This is a genomic window from Candidatus Pelagibacter sp. Uisw_137 (assembly GCF_047720245.1).
Lineage (GTDB): Bacteria > Pseudomonadota > Alphaproteobacteria > Pelagibacterales > Pelagibacteraceae > Pelagibacter.
Genome location: NZ_CP159811.1, coordinates 1,087,497 through 1,102,457, shown reverse-complemented (window position 1 = coordinate 1,102,457; position 14,961 = coordinate 1,087,497). Strand labels below are relative to the sequence as shown.

At 29.1% G+C, this 14,961-nt stretch carries 15 protein-coding genes; 3 read left to right on the top strand and 12 right to left on the bottom strand.

Annotation, left to right across the window (positions count from 1 at the left end):
• Positions 1-9: 9 nt before the first annotated feature.
• From pgeF to lgt, 3 genes are read right to left on the bottom strand one after another with little or no spacing between them, the layout of a single operon-like run.
• Positions 10-744, bottom strand: a complete 735-nt coding sequence (gene pgeF / locus ABXT61_RS05870) for a peptidoglycan editing factor PgeF (protein ID WP_415314915.1) — start codon at positions 742-744, stop codon at positions 10-12.
• A 28-nt stretch (positions 745-772) separates the two neighbouring features.
• Complete coding sequence (locus tag ABXT61_RS05865; protein ID WP_415314913.1) at positions 773-1,816, bottom strand: SAM-dependent methyltransferase; 1,044 nt, start codon at positions 1,814-1,816, stop codon at positions 773-775.
• Entirely contained in the window at positions 1,813-2,577 is a 765-nt protein-coding gene (gene lgt, locus ABXT61_RS05860; protein WP_415314911.1) for a prolipoprotein diacylglyceryl transferase, read from the bottom strand. Before lgt ends, ABXT61_RS05865 begins: the two co-directional genes overlap by 4 nt.
• 46 nt (positions 2,578-2,623) lie before the next feature.
• Here lgt and ABXT61_RS05855 point away from each other — a divergent pair, with 46 nt between their 5' ends.
• The gene (locus tag ABXT61_RS05855) at positions 2,624-2,878 is read left to right on the top strand and encodes a hypothetical protein (protein WP_415314910.1); all 255 of its coding nucleotides are present in this window, start codon (positions 2,624-2,626) and stop codon (positions 2,876-2,878) included.
• Here the strand turns inward: ABXT61_RS05855 and ABXT61_RS05850 are convergent.
• The 3 genes from ABXT61_RS05850 to ABXT61_RS05840 are packed head-to-tail and all read right to left on the bottom strand — an operon-like array spanning position 2,856 to position 5,263.
• Entirely contained in the window at positions 2,856-4,175 is a 1,320-nt protein-coding gene (locus ABXT61_RS05850) for an ATP-binding protein (RefSeq protein ID WP_415314909.1), read from the bottom strand. The two genes, ABXT61_RS05855 and ABXT61_RS05850, sit on opposite strands and share 23 nt — an antisense overlap.
• Positions 4,156-4,833, bottom strand: a complete 678-nt coding sequence (locus tag ABXT61_RS05845) for a response regulator (RefSeq protein ID WP_415314908.1) — start codon at positions 4,831-4,833, stop codon at positions 4,156-4,158. The genes ABXT61_RS05850 and ABXT61_RS05845 overlap by 20 nt, the downstream gene beginning before the upstream one ends.
• A complete protein-coding gene (locus ABXT61_RS05840; RefSeq protein WP_415314907.1) occupies positions 4,826-5,263 on the bottom strand; it encodes a MarR family winged helix-turn-helix transcriptional regulator in 438 nt (145 codons plus the stop codon). The genes ABXT61_RS05845 and ABXT61_RS05840 overlap by 8 nt, the downstream gene beginning before the upstream one ends.
• A gap of 71 nt (positions 5,264-5,334) precedes the next feature.
• Between ABXT61_RS05840 and ABXT61_RS05835 the strand changes: the two genes are divergently transcribed.
• Positions 5,335-6,207, top strand: coding sequence for a branched-chain amino acid aminotransferase (locus ABXT61_RS05835; protein WP_415314906.1), 873 nt, complete (start codon positions 5,335-5,337; stop codon positions 6,205-6,207).
• 5 nt (positions 6,208-6,212) lie between these two features.
• On the opposite strand, the gene pgsA is transcribed toward ABXT61_RS05835, so the two are convergent.
• From pgsA to uvrB, 5 genes are read right to left on the bottom strand one after another with little or no spacing between them, the layout of a single operon-like run.
• Entirely contained in the window at positions 6,213-6,797 is a 585-nt protein-coding gene (gene pgsA, locus ABXT61_RS05830) for a CDP-diacylglycerol--glycerol-3-phosphate 3-phosphatidyltransferase (protein WP_415314905.1), read from the bottom strand.
• Positions 6,798-6,799: 2 nt separating this feature from the next.
• Positions 6,800-8,635, bottom strand: a complete 1,836-nt coding sequence (uvrC, locus tag ABXT61_RS05825) for an excinuclease ABC subunit UvrC (RefSeq protein WP_415314904.1) — start codon at positions 8,633-8,635, stop codon at positions 6,800-6,802.
• Positions 8,622-9,047, bottom strand: coding sequence for a dihydroneopterin aldolase (locus tag ABXT61_RS05820; RefSeq protein ID WP_415314903.1), 426 nt, complete (start codon positions 9,045-9,047; stop codon positions 8,622-8,624). Before ABXT61_RS05820 ends, uvrC begins: the two co-directional genes overlap by 14 nt.
• On the bottom strand, positions 9,044-9,796 hold the full coding sequence (locus ABXT61_RS05815) for an SDR family oxidoreductase (protein WP_415314902.1): 753 nt from the start codon (positions 9,794-9,796) through the stop codon (positions 9,044-9,046). The genes ABXT61_RS05820 and ABXT61_RS05815 overlap by 4 nt, the downstream gene beginning before the upstream one ends.
• Entirely contained in the window at positions 9,778-11,949 is a 2,172-nt protein-coding gene (uvrB, locus tag ABXT61_RS05810) for an excinuclease ABC subunit UvrB (RefSeq protein WP_415314900.1), read from the bottom strand. Before uvrB ends, ABXT61_RS05815 begins: the two co-directional genes overlap by 19 nt.
• 35 nt (positions 11,950-11,984) lie before the next feature.
• On the opposite strand from uvrB, the gene ABXT61_RS05805 reads away from it, so the two are divergent.
• On the top strand, positions 11,985-13,184 hold the full coding sequence (locus ABXT61_RS05805) for a pyridoxal phosphate-dependent aminotransferase (RefSeq protein WP_415314899.1): 1,200 nt from the start codon (positions 11,985-11,987) through the stop codon (positions 13,182-13,184).
• Here ABXT61_RS05805 and ABXT61_RS05800 read toward each other — a convergent pair.
• Positions 13,177-14,946, bottom strand: a complete 1,770-nt coding sequence (locus ABXT61_RS05800) for an ABCB family ABC transporter ATP-binding protein/permease (RefSeq protein ID WP_415314897.1) — start codon at positions 14,944-14,946, stop codon at positions 13,177-13,179. The two genes, ABXT61_RS05805 and ABXT61_RS05800, sit on opposite strands and share 8 nt — an antisense overlap.
• Positions 14,947-14,961: the final 15 nt, after the last annotated feature.

Below are 14,961 nucleotides of genomic sequence, written 5' to 3'. Positions count from 1 at the left end.
GAGATATTATCAATTAATCATAATTACAGAAATATTTCTACCATAATCATTCTCATTACGGCTAATAGATCTTCGAGCGCTAAAAAAATTATTTTTAGGATTAAATGTGTCCTTATTGATTATATCAATTTTCTTTATATTTAAGGTTTTTAATTGAGAATGGACATATTTCTTTAAATTAAAGAAATCTTTATTTTTAATTTTTTTAAAAAATTTTTTATTTTTTTCATCATTTTTGATGAGTTTTTTAATAAAATCTTCTTTTACTTCATAATTTTTTATTGAAATACATGGCCCAATAACAGCAGTAATATTTTTAGGGGTGCAGCCTTTTTTTATCATAAAATTTAAAGTTTTTTTAATTATCCCTTTAAAAGCACCTTTCCAGCCAGCATGAATTGCTGCAATCATTTTTTCTTTCTCATCATAAATTAGTATTGGAGCACAATCGGCAGTTAATATAGCTATAGGAAATTCCTTTTTATTTGTGATTAGTGCATCTCCCTCAAAATTATAATTTTTAAGTTTTAGATTTTTATCTATAAAGTGAAATTTATTACTGTGAATTTGCTTAAGTAAGATAATTTTTTTAAGTTTAGTTTTAATTTTCTTTTGAACGATTTGAAGATTTTTTAAAACATCTTTTTTATTATCTGAAGATCCAGGACCACAATTTAAACTCTTAAAAATACCCAGAGATTTTCCACCCTTTCTATTAAAGAAAGCATGCTGTAAATTTTTCAATCTGCTGAGTTTTTTTGACTTAATCAGTTTAAAACCCCAATTTAAATTTATTTTTATGAGTTGTTATTAGCATTACTTTAAACAATTCACCCATTTGATTTTTATCTATAAGCCTTTTTATTCTAAAATAAATATCAGCTTTTTCGCTAAATAACATTTTCTTGGACAATATTTCTGCTCTTTCAAGAATACCAAGTTTTGTTAAAAACTCACCTTGTGTAGTATTAATTGAGGTAAGTGAGCTTAATTCTTTAACCATTCTATTTATCAAGTTGAAACTTAAATTATAAGTAATATCAGAATTGCCAAACCCCTCTAACAGGTCACAATATTTATGTTTCGATACAGCTTGCAGTGTATTTTTCATTTTTTTATCAATATATGCATAATCTATTATTAAAATTCCACCATTATTACGTTTAATTTTATTGTTAATAATTTTTAAGTATTCAGTTGATTGTGGTGAATACTCAATAAAGTTCTGCTGTTTCGCAATCTTAAATTTGATTTTATTTTCAAATTTTTCCATATCAAAAGGAACATCGAAATATTCAAATTTTTTATTGAAGAATTTGACATGTCTTTCAAACCACTTTTTTTCTTTTTTTATGAATTGCTTAATGGGCAAGGCGTCAAAAAATTCATTTGCTAAAAAGATACATGGTAAATTATCTAATTCACCTAAATCATTTAACCATTGAATATTTTTTTTATTGATATTAGTCTTTTGTTTTTTCTTGAGTAATTTGCTTCTTTCTAAAATCTTAATATGACAAGAATTTTTAAATATTGGAAACTTATCAAAGGTATTAACTAAAACTTTCATCATTTCACCATTACCAGCACCCAATTCAATTAAATTAAACTCTTTGGGACAACCTAGATTTTGCCAAAATGAAACGACCCAAATTGCAATCATTTCTGAAAATAATACTGATATGTTAGGTGAGGTTATAAAATCACCCTTTTTGCCAAAGGGAATTTTTTTCATATAGTAACCAGATGTTTTGTTATAAAGAGATTCCTCTATAAACTTATCTAAAGCAAACGAGTCATTATTCTTAATTTTCATTTTTTTAAGGATAAAAGATAAGCCCCAGTTATGAAAAAAAGAATACTTATCAATTGGCCTAATGTTAGATTTAAAACTAAGTAACCGATTTGAGGATCTGGAGATCTAAAATATTCTATAAAAAATCTAAATAGAGAATAAAAGATTAGGAATAAAGCAGAGATTTTTCCAGGTACTTTTAAATAATCTTTTTTAAAAAAATACCCAAGTACAAAAAAAAGAATTATTCCTTCAAAAAAAGCCTCATATAATTGAGAGGGGTGTCTTTTGATATTATCTATTAGAACAAATTGAACTGACCAAGGAAGGTCTGTGGCCCTTCCATAAAGCTCTGAGTTTATAAAATTGGCAATTCTACCAAAAAAAATTCCAATTGGAGCGGATAGGGCAACTAAGTCTAAAAATATAAACGAATTTGTATTGTGTTTTTTTGAGAACAATATTGATGCAATTATAATTCCAATTAAAGCACCATGAAATGACATTCCTCCATTCCAAACCATCAATATTTCAATAGGGTTATCTAAATAATATTTTAGATTATAAAATAAAGTATATCCAAGCCGACCCCCCAAAATCATACCTATAATGAGATAGGTTATGAAGTCATCAAATAGCTGAAAAATATGAGGATCTTTGATTAATTTTTTTTTGCAATACAGCCAACCAAGTGTAATACCGATAATATAAGCCAAGGAATACCATCTGATTTCTAATGAAAATATTTGAAAAGCAACTGGGTCAAAATTATTAATAAACATTTTTAAAAAACTACGTATAAAGTATATTAATTTTATAAACGAATATATGACAAAATCAAAATTTGTAATTGATAAATTAACAAAGCTATTTGAACAAGGACTTATTTCTTATAAAGATTTAAGCTCTGAAATCATAAATGTTTTAAGATCTAAAAGAGATGAAATCATTTTTAAAATGAAATTAACTAGCAAAGAAGAAACAGATATATTAATTAAAAGAGTTGAAAATTTAGAAAAAAAAATCAACAAATTGGAAAAAAAGAATCTAAATAAAAAATCTACAAAGGTAAAAAAATCTTAACTCTAAGGCCGTTTAAAGGAGATTTTTCTAATAAAATATTTCCTCCATGGGATTTGATTATGTCAGATGTAATTGACAATCCAAGACCAACACTAGATTTAGAATCCCCTCTACTTTTATCTACTTTATAAAATGGTTTGAAAACATTCTCTAACTCTTCTTTAGGAATGCCAACTCCATCATCATCAATAGTAATTATTATGTTATTATCTTTTTTTGATAGGTGAAAATTTATATTCTCAGCATATTTAATTGAATTATCAATTAAATTATTTAAAGATCTCTGTATTAAATTCTTTCTTCCATTCATATAAACTCTTGGAATTATTTCTTTAGTTATTTTATCATTATTATATTTATTTATTGTAGTTTCGATTAATTCAGAAATATCAAAGGTTTCATCTTTTTCTAAATAAGATGAACTTGTAAACTGCAGATATTCGTTAAGCATTTTTTCCATTTCATCTATATCTAAAGACATTTTTTTTGATAAATCTTTATCTTTCATAAAAGATAGTTGAAGTTTTAGTCTTGTTAAGGGTGTTCTTAAATCGTGGCTTATACCAGATAACATTTCAGACCTTTGATTTAGGTGTCTCATTATTCTTTTTCTCATTTTATCAAATTCCAAACCTGCTTGTCTGATCTCTAAGGCTCCTGATGGTCTGTATTCATCAATATTTTCCCCTTTACCAAATCTTTCTGCAGCTTTAGCCAGGTTTATAATTGGCCTTGTTTGATTTTTTAGAAATAGTATTGCTATAGTTATCATTAGTAGTGCTGGTAGGGTGATCCATAAAGCAAATATTCTAGCAGACGAGCTTGCCACCCTATCTTTTGGGATAAAAAATTCAAAGTAACCGTCGTTATATTTAATATTTATATGAATAAGTTCTTTGTAACTCGTTGTATCGAACCAATAATTCTCAGTACCCATATTAGATTTTAGTTCTCTCCTTAGTGTTCTATCTATTGGACTAAACCATCTTTCTTTTTGAGGTTTTTTAAATGAATCATCTGTTTTAAACTCAACATTAAGATCTAAATAAATTGTGAATAAGCCTGACAGGTCATTATTATTATATTTTCCATTATCGTAAGCTGCTATGAATGTTTTCATCTCTCCGATCAATGCTCTTGTCATACCTTTATTTGTTTTAATCCAAAGACTATCGAAAAAAACAATTGCTATGACTACTTGAAAAACAATTATTGGTACTGCTACGATTAATAAAGCTCTATAAAATAATCTTTTGGGTAATAAATTTTTTATAAAATTATTCAATCCATAAGACATAACCAGCACCTCTTAAAGTTTGTAAGTATTTTGGATTTTTCGGGTCTGCTTCTATTTTTTTTCTAAGTCTTGTAATTATTACATCTATTGATCTTTCTTTATCAAGATCAGTTAGTTTGCCAATATCTTCTCTTGAAAAAGTTTTACCAGGATTGTTAATCATTTTTTCTAATATAATTTTTTCAGTACTATTTATTTTATATTCAATATCATTTTTAATAATTAAAAGTTTGTTAAGATCAATTTTAATATTATCAAAGGTTATAATTCTTTTTTCATTATTTCTTTTTGTTTTATTTAAAATATTTTTTATTCTTAAAGTAAGTTCTTTTGGTTCAAAAGGTTTTGGTAAATAATCATCGGCACCTATCTCTAGGCCTTCAACTCTATTTTCAGTTTCTCCTTTGGCTGTTAATAAAATTATAGGGGTATCAATCTTAGATTTATTTTGTTTGATAAAATCAAGGCCACTTTTTCCTGTCATCATTATATCCAAAACAATTAAATCAAATTTAATTATTGAAATTTTTTCTTCAGCATTTTCTGCACTATCCGATGTAGTAACCAAAAAGTTATTTTCATTCAAATACTGTTTAATTAGAGATCTAATTCCTTCATCATCATCTACAACTAAAATGTGGGCTACAAAATCATTCATTAATTATTTTCTTTAAAACATTGTCAAAGTTTAGGACTTGATCAGAACTTGAATTTAAAAGAGCGTTATAAATTCTTTTTTTTTGTGTCGAAAATATTTCATCAAAAATTTTTTCTCCTTTTTCATTTAAAAAAATGTGTTTTACTCTTGTGTCTTGTTGATCTTTTTCAAAAAAAACAACATCAAGTTTAATTAAATCTTTTAAAACTCTATTTAAACTCTGCTTAGTAACCTTTAGCTTCTTTAATAGGTCGGAAATTGTAATCCCCTTATACATTGATAATAGATGTAAAACTTTATGGTGAGCTATACCTATAGAGTATTTATCTAAGGTTTTCTTGGCATCTGAAAAAGATTCACGATAACTTTTAAATAACTTTTCAATCAATTGCTTTAACTGAGTATCCTTTAAATATAAAAGTTCTTTCATTATGGGTAAGTTATATTGACATATTATAGATACAAAGATAATTTTAGGAAAAAATTTAAATTATTTCATACATGATACCCTACGATAAAAGATCTGGTAAAATCTGGTATAATAACGAGCTTGTTGATTGGGCTGATGCAAAAATTCATATTTTAAATCATGGATTGCATTATGCTAGCTGCGTATTTGAGGGAGAAAGAGTTTATGACGGATCAATATTCAAGCTAGAAGAGCATACTACAAGACTTTTTTATTCAGCTAAAAGAATGGGAATTACAATGCCATATTCAGAAACAGAAATAAATGATGCATGTAATAAAATTATTTCAGTTCAAAATATAAAAGATGGTTATGTAAGACCAATGGCCTGGAGAGGTAGTGAAATGATGGCAATCTCTGCACAACAAACAAAAATTCATGTTGCTGTAGCAACCTGGGATTGGGGATCTTATTTTGATCCAAAATTAAAAGTTAATGGGATTAAATTAAATATTTCAAACTGGAGAAAGCCAGCACCAAATACAATACCTTGGGACACAAAAGCATCAGGCTTATACATGATCAACACCTTGTCAAAACATGAAGCAGAACAACAAGGTTATACAGATTCTTTAATGCTGGATTATGAAGGAAATGTTGCAGAGGCAACTGGAGCAAATATTTTTTTTAAAGATAAGAATGGAGAAATACACACTCCAATTCCAGATTGTTTTTTAGACGGAATAACAAGAAGAACAGTTATTGAGATTGCTAAATCTAAAGGAATTAAAATTAATGAGAGAAAAATTAAACCAGAAGAACTAAAAAATTTTGTTGGTTGTTTTTTAACTGGGTCAGCTGCAGAAGTAACACCAGTATCATGTATTGCGGATAATCAATTTAAAGTTTGTGAAACTATAATTGATTTAAATGAAAGTTATCAAGCTTTAGTTAGAAAAAAATAGATTATTTACTTTTTATTATCCTCAGATATTGCATGGTCAATGCCTTTTCTTAAATACTCATAACCAGTATATAGAGTTAAAAATGCAGAAAGCCAAAGCAGGATTATACCAATAGTTTGGGCATTATAATCTTGAAAATTTAAAATTTTATTACCAGTTTCACCTGTCAGTAAAAGAGCTATGGCAACCATTTGTAAAAAAGTTTTTAATTTTGCTAAATTAGTTACTGGTAATTTAATTTGTCCTCTAGCTAGAAACTCTCTTAAGCCTGAAATTAGTATTTCTCTTGTAAGTATTATAATTGCAGCAATAACCTCATAATGTTTAATTGTTCCACTCATAACAAGCAATATAAGTGCAGTAGCAACAATAATTTTATCTGCTATAGGATCAAGTAATTCACCTAACTTAGACTCTTCGCTCATCATTCTTGCCAACATTCCATCCAAAAAATCAGTAAATGAAGCAATTACAAACAATACGCATGCAGTTAAGTCACCATAAAAACCTGGCAAATAAAATGCTAGAACAAAAAAGGGTACAATTATTATTCTACCAATTGTTAAAATATTTGGAATTTTTTTAAGCATAATTATTCGTGAAAAAAATTATATATCTTTTTTGCAACTTTTTCCTCAACACCTTCAACTAATTTAATCTCATCAAAACTTGCGGATTCTACTGCTCTAGCAGAGCCAAAATGGTTTAATAGAGCTCTTTTTCTAATTGATCCAATACCATCAATTTGATCTAATAATGATTTTGTAATTCCTTTTGCTCTTTTTGCTCTGTGAGAGGTGATGGCAAATCTATGTGCTTCATCACGCAGTCTCTGCATAAAGAAGAGAGTAGGGTCATTCTTATCAAATTTAAATGAATTTCCTTTATAGAAAAAAGTTTCATCACCACTATTTCTTAATTTACCCTTAGCAATAGCAATCATAGGCAGATCATGTAATCCAAATTCATCTAATACTTCTTTGGCAGATGAATATTGACCTTTACCACCATCAATTAAAATTAAATCAGGAAGCGTTAAATAATTTCCTTTTTCTAGCATTGCTCTTTTAAATCTTCTTGTAAGAACTTCTTTTAACATTGCAAAATCATCTTGTTCAGCACCCTTTGTCTTAATATCAAATTTTCTATATCTTTTTTTAACAAATCCTTCATTTCCAAAAGTAATCATAGCACCTACACTATTGGTTCCTGAGATATGGCTATTATCATAAACCTCAACTAAGTTGAGGCTATTTTTAAGATCAAATTTTTTAGCCACACCTTCAAATAAATTTTTGTTATTATTTGTTTCATAAATTTTTCTATTAAGTGACTCTTTGGCATTTTTTTCTGCCATAGCAATCACTTTAGCTTTAGTTCCTTTTTTTGCTATATTAATAGAAATTGTACTACTTTCTTTTTTACTTAATGTTTCTTCAATTAATTTCCAGTCCTCAATTTCTGTATTAATAATAATTAATTTTGGAACATTCTTATTTTCATAAAATTGCATCAAGAAGGATGACATTATTTCAGATATGTCTTGGTCAGGATCATGTTTTGGAAAATAAGCTTGGTTGCCCCAATTTTGTTTGGATCTGTAAAAAAATACTTGAATACAGGTTTTACCAGATTCTTTATAGGCAGCAATTACATCAGCATCAACTAGATTGGCTTCATTAATTCTTTGTGACGATTGAATTATATTTAAGGATTTAATTCTATCTCTAAAAATAGAAGCTCTTTCAAAATCCAGCTTTTCGCTGGCTTCCTCCATTTGTTTAGATAGATTTTTTTGTATATCTCTTGATTTACCCGATACAAACTGAATTGCTTGATCTACTGATTTTTTATAATCTTCTTTATCAATATAATCGACACAAGGACCAGAACATCTTTTTATCTGATAAAGAATGCAGGGTCTTTTTCTATTCTTGAACGTGCTATCATCACAAACTCGAATTTGAAATATTTTTTGAAGCATCTTAATGGTCCAATTTGCAGTTCCTGCTGAAGCAAAGGGTCCAAAATAAAATCCTTCTTTATCTTTTTTGCCCCTATGTTTTGTAACCTGTGCCCATTGGTCTTTATTACTAATGAAAACAAAGGGAAAAGATTTGTCATCTTTAAGCAATATATTAAATTTAGGTTTATGTTTTTTGATTAAATTTGCTTCTAAAAGAAGTGCTTCACTTTCATTGGCAGTAGTCGTTATCTCTAACTTAAAAGTTTGAGAGAGCATCCTTGCTGTTCTAATGATATGATTTTTTTCAGCTACATAGCTCTTTAATCTATTGGGAAGGTTTTTTGCTTTACCTACATACAAAATCACATCTTTATGATCGAGCATTCGATAAACTCCAGGGCTTTTAGGAATTAATGGTAGCTCTTTTCTAATTACGTCTTTGCCTAGTTCAGAGCTTTTCATGACTTCTTTTTTTGGTAATTTGGATACCAACCGAGGCACATTCTTTTATAATTTCTAATTTTTCAATTTGAAGCATAATTTTTCCAATTCGTTTATCTTTAAACAATACATCAAAAACATCTTCAGCAAGTGTTTCTAAAAAATTATAATGTTTCTTTTTTGCAAGTTTTGTAATTAATTTTACAACCTGACCATAATTAACAATTGATTTAATATCTCTGTCATTTGTTGGTTTTCTATCTTCATAATCAATCTCCAAACTAAATTTTATTTTCTGGGTTTTTTCTTTTTCAAAATCATAATAACCAAGCTTTAAATCTAGAGTTAATTCTTTAATAAGAATTTTTTTTTCATAATTAAATAAGCTTTTATTTTTATCTATTTTGACAATATTTAAATTATTATTTTTCATTCTTTTCCAATTACATCTGGTGTTTGCCAGTTTAAACTTTGTCCACTATCGATTGCTATTACTTGACCTGTAATTGAACTGTTTTTGATAAAAAAGTCAACAGCAGAACATATGTCTTTTACATTTACCTGCTGTTTTAAAGGGGTTGCTAAGTACTGCTTTTTAAAATGCATTTCAGTTTGTCTTTTATTTTTAATAGTTGGTCCAGGTGCAATTCCATTAACTCTTATGTTTGGAGCTAATTCCATAGAACTAGTTTTTGTTAGAGTATAAAGCCCTGTTTTACTTAAAGTATAAGAAAAGAAAAAGGGAGTTAACTTAAAAACTCTTTGATCAATTATGTTTATAATATTGTTATTTTTACCTTTAACATTTTTTGAAAATTCTTTTGTAAGATATGCGGGTGCTTTTAAATTTACATCCATATGTTGGTTCCAGCTTCTAGAAGAAAAATTTTTAAGACTATCATTTTCAAATAATGAAGCATTATTAACTAAACAATCAAAGTATTTTAATTTTAACTTTGAGAATTTTATAATTTTTTTTAAATCTTGTTCTTTTGCAAGGTCACCTTTTACCAAGTAAACTTTTGTTTTATTTTTTGACAATTCTTTTTGTAATTTTTCAGCTTCAGATTTAGACTTATTGTAATGAATAATCATTTCAACTCCTGGACCTGAGAGTTTCTTTGCAATAGCAGCACCCATTCTAGTTGCGGCTCCAGTGATAATTATTTTGTTTGCTTCCATTTTTTCTTACCTTTTTGAGCTCTTGTACCAGGTAAGCCCATTGTTGATCTACCTTTTGGATATGTTCTATTTTCTTGGTTATAGTGTTTTATTTTTGGGTTTAAAACAATTTCTAATTCTGATGCTTCTAAATTTCTTATTTCATCTCTAATTTTACCAGCTTCTTCAAATTCAAGGTTTGTGGCTGCATCTTTCATTCTTTTGTTGAGCATCTTTAAGTGCTTCTTTAAATTTCCACCAATATTGTCTCCAGTACCTACTTTTAAATAATCCTTGTCATAAACGTTCTGCAACACATCGCTAATTTCTTTCTTAATAGAAACAGCATCAATATTATGCTTTTTATTATAGGCAACTTGAATTGCTCTTCTTCTATCTGTTTCTTGAATTGCTTTTTTTATACTTTTTGTTTCTTTATCTGCATAAAGGATAACTCTACCTTCCAGGTTTCTTGCAGCTCTTCCAATAGTTTGAACTAAAGAAGTTTCAGATCTTAAAAATCCCTCTTTATCAGCGTCTAAAATTCCAACTAATGCACACTCTGGAATATCTAGTCCTTCTCTTAAAAGGTTAATTCCCACTAAGACATCAAAAACACCAAGCCTTAAATCCCTCATGATTTCTATTCGCTCCAGTGTATCAATATCTGAGTGTAAATATCTAACCCTAATACCATTTTCATGAAAATATTCTGTTAAATCCTCAGCCATTTTTTTAGTTAAAGTTGTGACCAAAACTCTAAAATTTTTATCTATTGTTTTTTTGCACTCATGCATCAAGTCATCAACTTGATTTTTGGCAGGTTTTATTTCAACTGGTGGATCAATTAGACCGGTAGGCCTTATTATTTGCTCTATAAATTTACCCTTAACTTGTTCTAATTCCCAGGGACCAGGTGTTGCTGATACAAAAACTGTTTGTGTTCTCATTGCATCCCATTCTTCAAATTTAAGAGGTCTATTGTCCATGCAAGAAGGTAATCTAAAACCATATTCAGCAAGATTACTTTTTCTAGATCTGTCCCCTTTATACATCCCATTTAATTGAGGAACTGTTACGTGACATTCATCCACAAAAATAAGAGTGTTATCAGGAAAATATTCAAATAGAGTTGGAGGTGGCTCTCCTGGTTTCCTTCCAGATAAAAAACGAGAATAATTTTCAATGCCAGCACAAGACCCTGTTGCTTCAATCATTTCTAAATCAAACTTAACTCTTTCTTCTAATCTTTGTGCTTCAAGTAATTTATTTTGTTCTTTGAATTTTTTTAAAGTTACTTCTAATTCTCTTTTAATTTTTATAATTGCTTGTTCTATAGTTGGTTTGGGAGTGATGTAGTGGCTATTTGCATAAACTTTTATTACATCTAAATCTTGTATTAGATCTCCTGTTAAAGGGTCAAATTCTTCTATTTTTTCTAGTTTGTCACCAAATAAACTTAATCTCCATGCTCTATCTTCAAAGTGTGAGGGAAATATTTCAAGATATTCTCCTCGAGCTCTAAAAGTTCCTCTATAAAAACTCTGATCATTTCTTTTGTATTGTAAATTTACTAAAGTTTTTATTAGTTGCTCTCTGCTGTATTCATAATCTTTCTTTAAACTCAACGTCATCTTGCTGTACGCCTCAACAGAACCCAGACCATAGATACAAGAAACACTTGCAACAATAATTACATCATCTCTCTCTAATAGTGATCTAGTAGCTGAGTGACGCATACGATCAATTTGTTCATTAATAGATGCTTCTTTTTCAATATAAGTGTCAGACCTTGGTACATAGGCCTCAGGTGTATAGTAATCATAATAAGATACAAAATACTCAACGGCATTGTCTGGAAAAAAAGATTTCATCTCTCCATAAAGCTGTGCAGCTAGTGTTTTGTTAGGAGCAAGTATTAGAGCTGGTCTATTAGTTTTTTCAATTACTTGGGCCATTGTAAAAGTTTTTCCAGAACCTGTTACACCAAGCAAAACTTGGTTTAATTCTTCTTTATTTGCACCCTTAACTAATTGTTTTATTGCTTCTGGCTGATCACCAGCAGGTTTAAAATCTGTAACAAGTTTAAACTTTTTTCCACCTTCTAATTTCTGGTGAATTTCAGGATTTTTGCTCTGTATATCTGTAATTAAATCTTGATAAGTATTTTGCATTATCTATAAAACTATTAGAATAAAAATATATTTCAATGAGCATTATATCAGACAGCCTAAAAAAGATTAAACCATCACCAACTATTGCTGTAACTCAAAAAGCAAGAGAATTAAAAGCTGCTGGAAAAGACATTATAGGACTTGGGGCAGGAGAGCCTGACTTTGATACACCAGATAATATCAAACAAGCGGCTATAAAAGCCATTAATGAAGGTGATACCAAATATACAGCCGTTGATGGAACTGCTGCCTTAAAAGATGCCATTGTTAAAAAATTTAAAAGAGAAAACAATTTAGACTACACAACTGATCAAATCACAGTTGGTGCTGGTGGAAAACATGTAATTTATAATGCCATGATGGCAACCCTAAATGAAGGGGATGAGGTTATAGTTCCTGCACCTTATTGGGTTTCTTATCCTGACATGGTTTTATTAGCCGGTGGAACTCCAATTATTTTAGAGTGTAATGAAAAACAAGGATTTAAAATTAATCCAGCTGAATTAGAAAAATCTATAACACCAAAAACAAAGTGGATAATATTAAATTCACCATCAAATCCAACAGGCGCTTGTTATACCGAAGGTGATATTAAAGAAATCGCAGATGTTTTAGCAAAACATCCTCACGTGCATATTTTAAGTGATGATATTTATGAGCACGTAATTTATGAAGGGTTTAAATTTTTTACTATTGCACAAATTGATAGCTTGAAAGAAAGAGTTCTTACAATGAACGGTGTAAGTAAAGCTTACTCAATGACTGGCTGGAGAATAGGGTATGCGGCTGGTCCTAAAGAAATTATTAAAGCAATTGCTAAAATACAATCGCAATCAACAACAAATCCATCTTCAATTAGTCAAGCTGCAGCTGTTGAAGCATTAAATGGAACTCAAGATTTTATTAAGGAGAGAGCAACTTCATTTCAAAAGAGAAGAAACTTTGTTGTTAAAGTATTAAATGAAATAGATGGAATTGAATGTTTAAATCCAGATGGAGCATTTTATGTTTTTCCAAGCTGCAAAGGGTTAATTGGAAAAAAAGATACAAGTGGTAAAGAACTTAAGACAGATACTGATTTTGTTCAATCTTTATTAGAAAATAGCGGTGTTGCAGTCGTTCAAGGTTCTGCATTTGGTTTAGAAGGTTTTTTCAGAATATCTTACGCAACTTCTATGGAAAATCTTAAAAAGGCTTTAGAAAAAATATCTTCTTTTTGTAAAAGTCTTAGCTAGGTTTTTGCTTTCCCCACATCTCAAAATATTTACCTTTTTCTAACAATAAGCTCTCATGTGTCCCTTGCTCAATAATAGTACCCTGATCAAGGACAATAATATTATCAGCACTTGCAGCTGTAGATAGTCGGTGAGCAATTATTAAAGTTGTTTTATCTTTAGAGACATTTTCTAGATTTTTTTGAATTTCTTTTTCTGTACTAGTATCCAGTGCAGATGTCGCCTCATCAAAGAAAAATATTTTAGGGTTTTTTAGAATAGTTCTTGCAATAGCAACTCTCTGTTTTTCTCCACCAGATAACTTCAATCCTCTTTCCCCTACAATTGTTTCATAACCATCGGGTAAAGTTGTTACAAAATCATGTATATCTGCATTTTGTGCAGCACTAATAACCTCTTCTTTGGTAGCACCAGTATTGCCGTAAGCTATATTGTAATAAATTGTATCATTAAATAAGACAGTATCTTGTGGTACTACACCAATAATTTTTCTTAAAGAGCTTTGAGAAATTTTATTTATATTTATATTGTTAATAAAAATATTTCCCTCTTTGGGATTATAAAACTTAAATAACAATCTACTTATTGTTGACTTACCAGCACCAGTTGGACCTACAATTGCCACTTTTTTTCCATTAGGCACATTAAATGAAATATTTTTAATGATAGTTCTTCTTACATCATAATCAAAACTGACATTCTCAAATCTAATTTCTGCAATATTGCTTTGAGGTATATCTTTCAGGTTATCTTCGGAAGTTGTTGAAACTTCTAATAAACTAAACATGTTTTCCATGTCTGTTAATGCTTGTCTAATTTCTCTATAGACTGAACCTAGCCAATTTAATGGCTGATATAATTGAAACATATAAGCATTGATAACTACAAATCCACCAACATCGATGTCTCCACTCTTAATACCATAAGCTGACATTACCAACATGATAGTAATTCCAAGCATTATAATGAATGTTTGAGCAACGTTTAACAATGAAAGGGAATGTCTACTTTGATTTGCTGCTAATTCATAATTTTCTAAAGATTCATCAAGCCTACTAAATTCAAATTTTTCGTTATTAAAATATTTAACAGTTTCATAGTTCAATAAACTATCGATCATTTTTGTACTGATATCATTATCAGCTTGATTCATTCTTTTTCTAAATTCATTTCTCCATTCAGTAATCTTAAAAGTTAAGAAAGAATAAAGGCTAATAGTTGTAAGAGTTATAATTGCATACCATGGTCCATACAAATAAAACAAAATTCCGGAAACTAGGAAGATTTCAAAAAAAGTAGGAAGCACGTTAAATAAAACGTACCTTAAAAGAAAATCTATCCCCTTAGTTCCTCTATCTATATATTTAGCTAGCGCTCCAGTTTGTCTATCTAAATGGAACTGCAATGAAAGAGCATGCAAATGTTTAAACATATTTAAAGATATTTGCCTAATAGAGTGTTGAGAAACTTTTGAAAATAAAGCATCCCTGACTTGAACAAACGTAAAAGCAATTATTGTTGTAACACCGTAACCAACTATTAAAGCAATTGGTACCAACATGAATAGATTAACACCTGAACTTAATTCTGTCAGAGAGTTTACAGCACCCCCTAATACTAAAGGGGTACTAACACTTGCTATTTTTGCTAAAACTAAAGCAACAACTGCAAAACTAACTCGTATCCTTAAATCTTTTCTTTTTTTAGGCCACAAATAAGGAAGCAACAGTTTAAAAGTCTTAATGTATTTACCTTTTTTCACAATCTAGATATAACT

Coding starts and splice junctions, on each gene's coding strand:
- ABXT61_RS05865 (WP_415314913.1), bottom strand. CDS start 1,816: ATGAAAATTAAGAATAATGACTCGTTTGCTTTAGATAAGTTTATAGAG.
- lgt (WP_415314911.1), bottom strand. CDS start 2,577: ATGTTTATTAATAATTTTGACCCAGTTGCTTTTCAAATATTTTCATTA.
- ABXT61_RS05855 (WP_415314910.1), top strand. CDS start 2,624: ATGACAAAATCAAAATTTGTAATTGATAAATTAACAAAGCTATTTGAA.
- ABXT61_RS05850 (WP_415314909.1), bottom strand. CDS start 4,175: ATGTCTTATGGATTGAATAATTTTATAAAAAATTTATTACCCAAAAGA.
- ABXT61_RS05845 (WP_415314908.1), bottom strand. CDS start 4,833: ATGAATGATTTTGTAGCCCACATTTTAGTTGTAGATGATGATGAAGGA.
- ABXT61_RS05840 (WP_415314907.1), bottom strand. CDS start 5,263: ATGAAAGAACTTTTATATTTAAAGGATACTCAGTTAAAGCAATTGATT.
- ABXT61_RS05835 (WP_415314906.1), top strand. CDS start 5,335: ATGATACCCTACGATAAAAGATCTGGTAAAATCTGGTATAATAACGAG.
- pgsA (WP_415314905.1), bottom strand. CDS start 6,797: ATGCTTAAAAAAATTCCAAATATTTTAACAATTGGTAGAATAATAATT.
- uvrC (WP_415314904.1), bottom strand. CDS start 8,635: ATGAAAAGCTCTGAACTAGGCAAAGACGTAATTAGAAAAGAGCTACCA.
- ABXT61_RS05820 (WP_415314903.1), bottom strand. CDS start 9,047: ATGAAAAATAATAATTTAAATATTGTCAAAATAGATAAAAATAAAAGC.
- ABXT61_RS05815 (WP_415314902.1), bottom strand. CDS start 9,796: ATGGAAGCAAACAAAATAATTATCACTGGAGCCGCAACTAGAATGGGT.
- uvrB (WP_415314900.1), bottom strand. CDS start 11,949: ATGCAAAATACTTATCAAGATTTAATTACAGATATACAGAGCAAAAAT.
- ABXT61_RS05805 (WP_415314899.1), top strand. CDS start 11,985: ATGAGCATTATATCAGACAGCCTAAAAAAGATTAAACCATCACCAACT.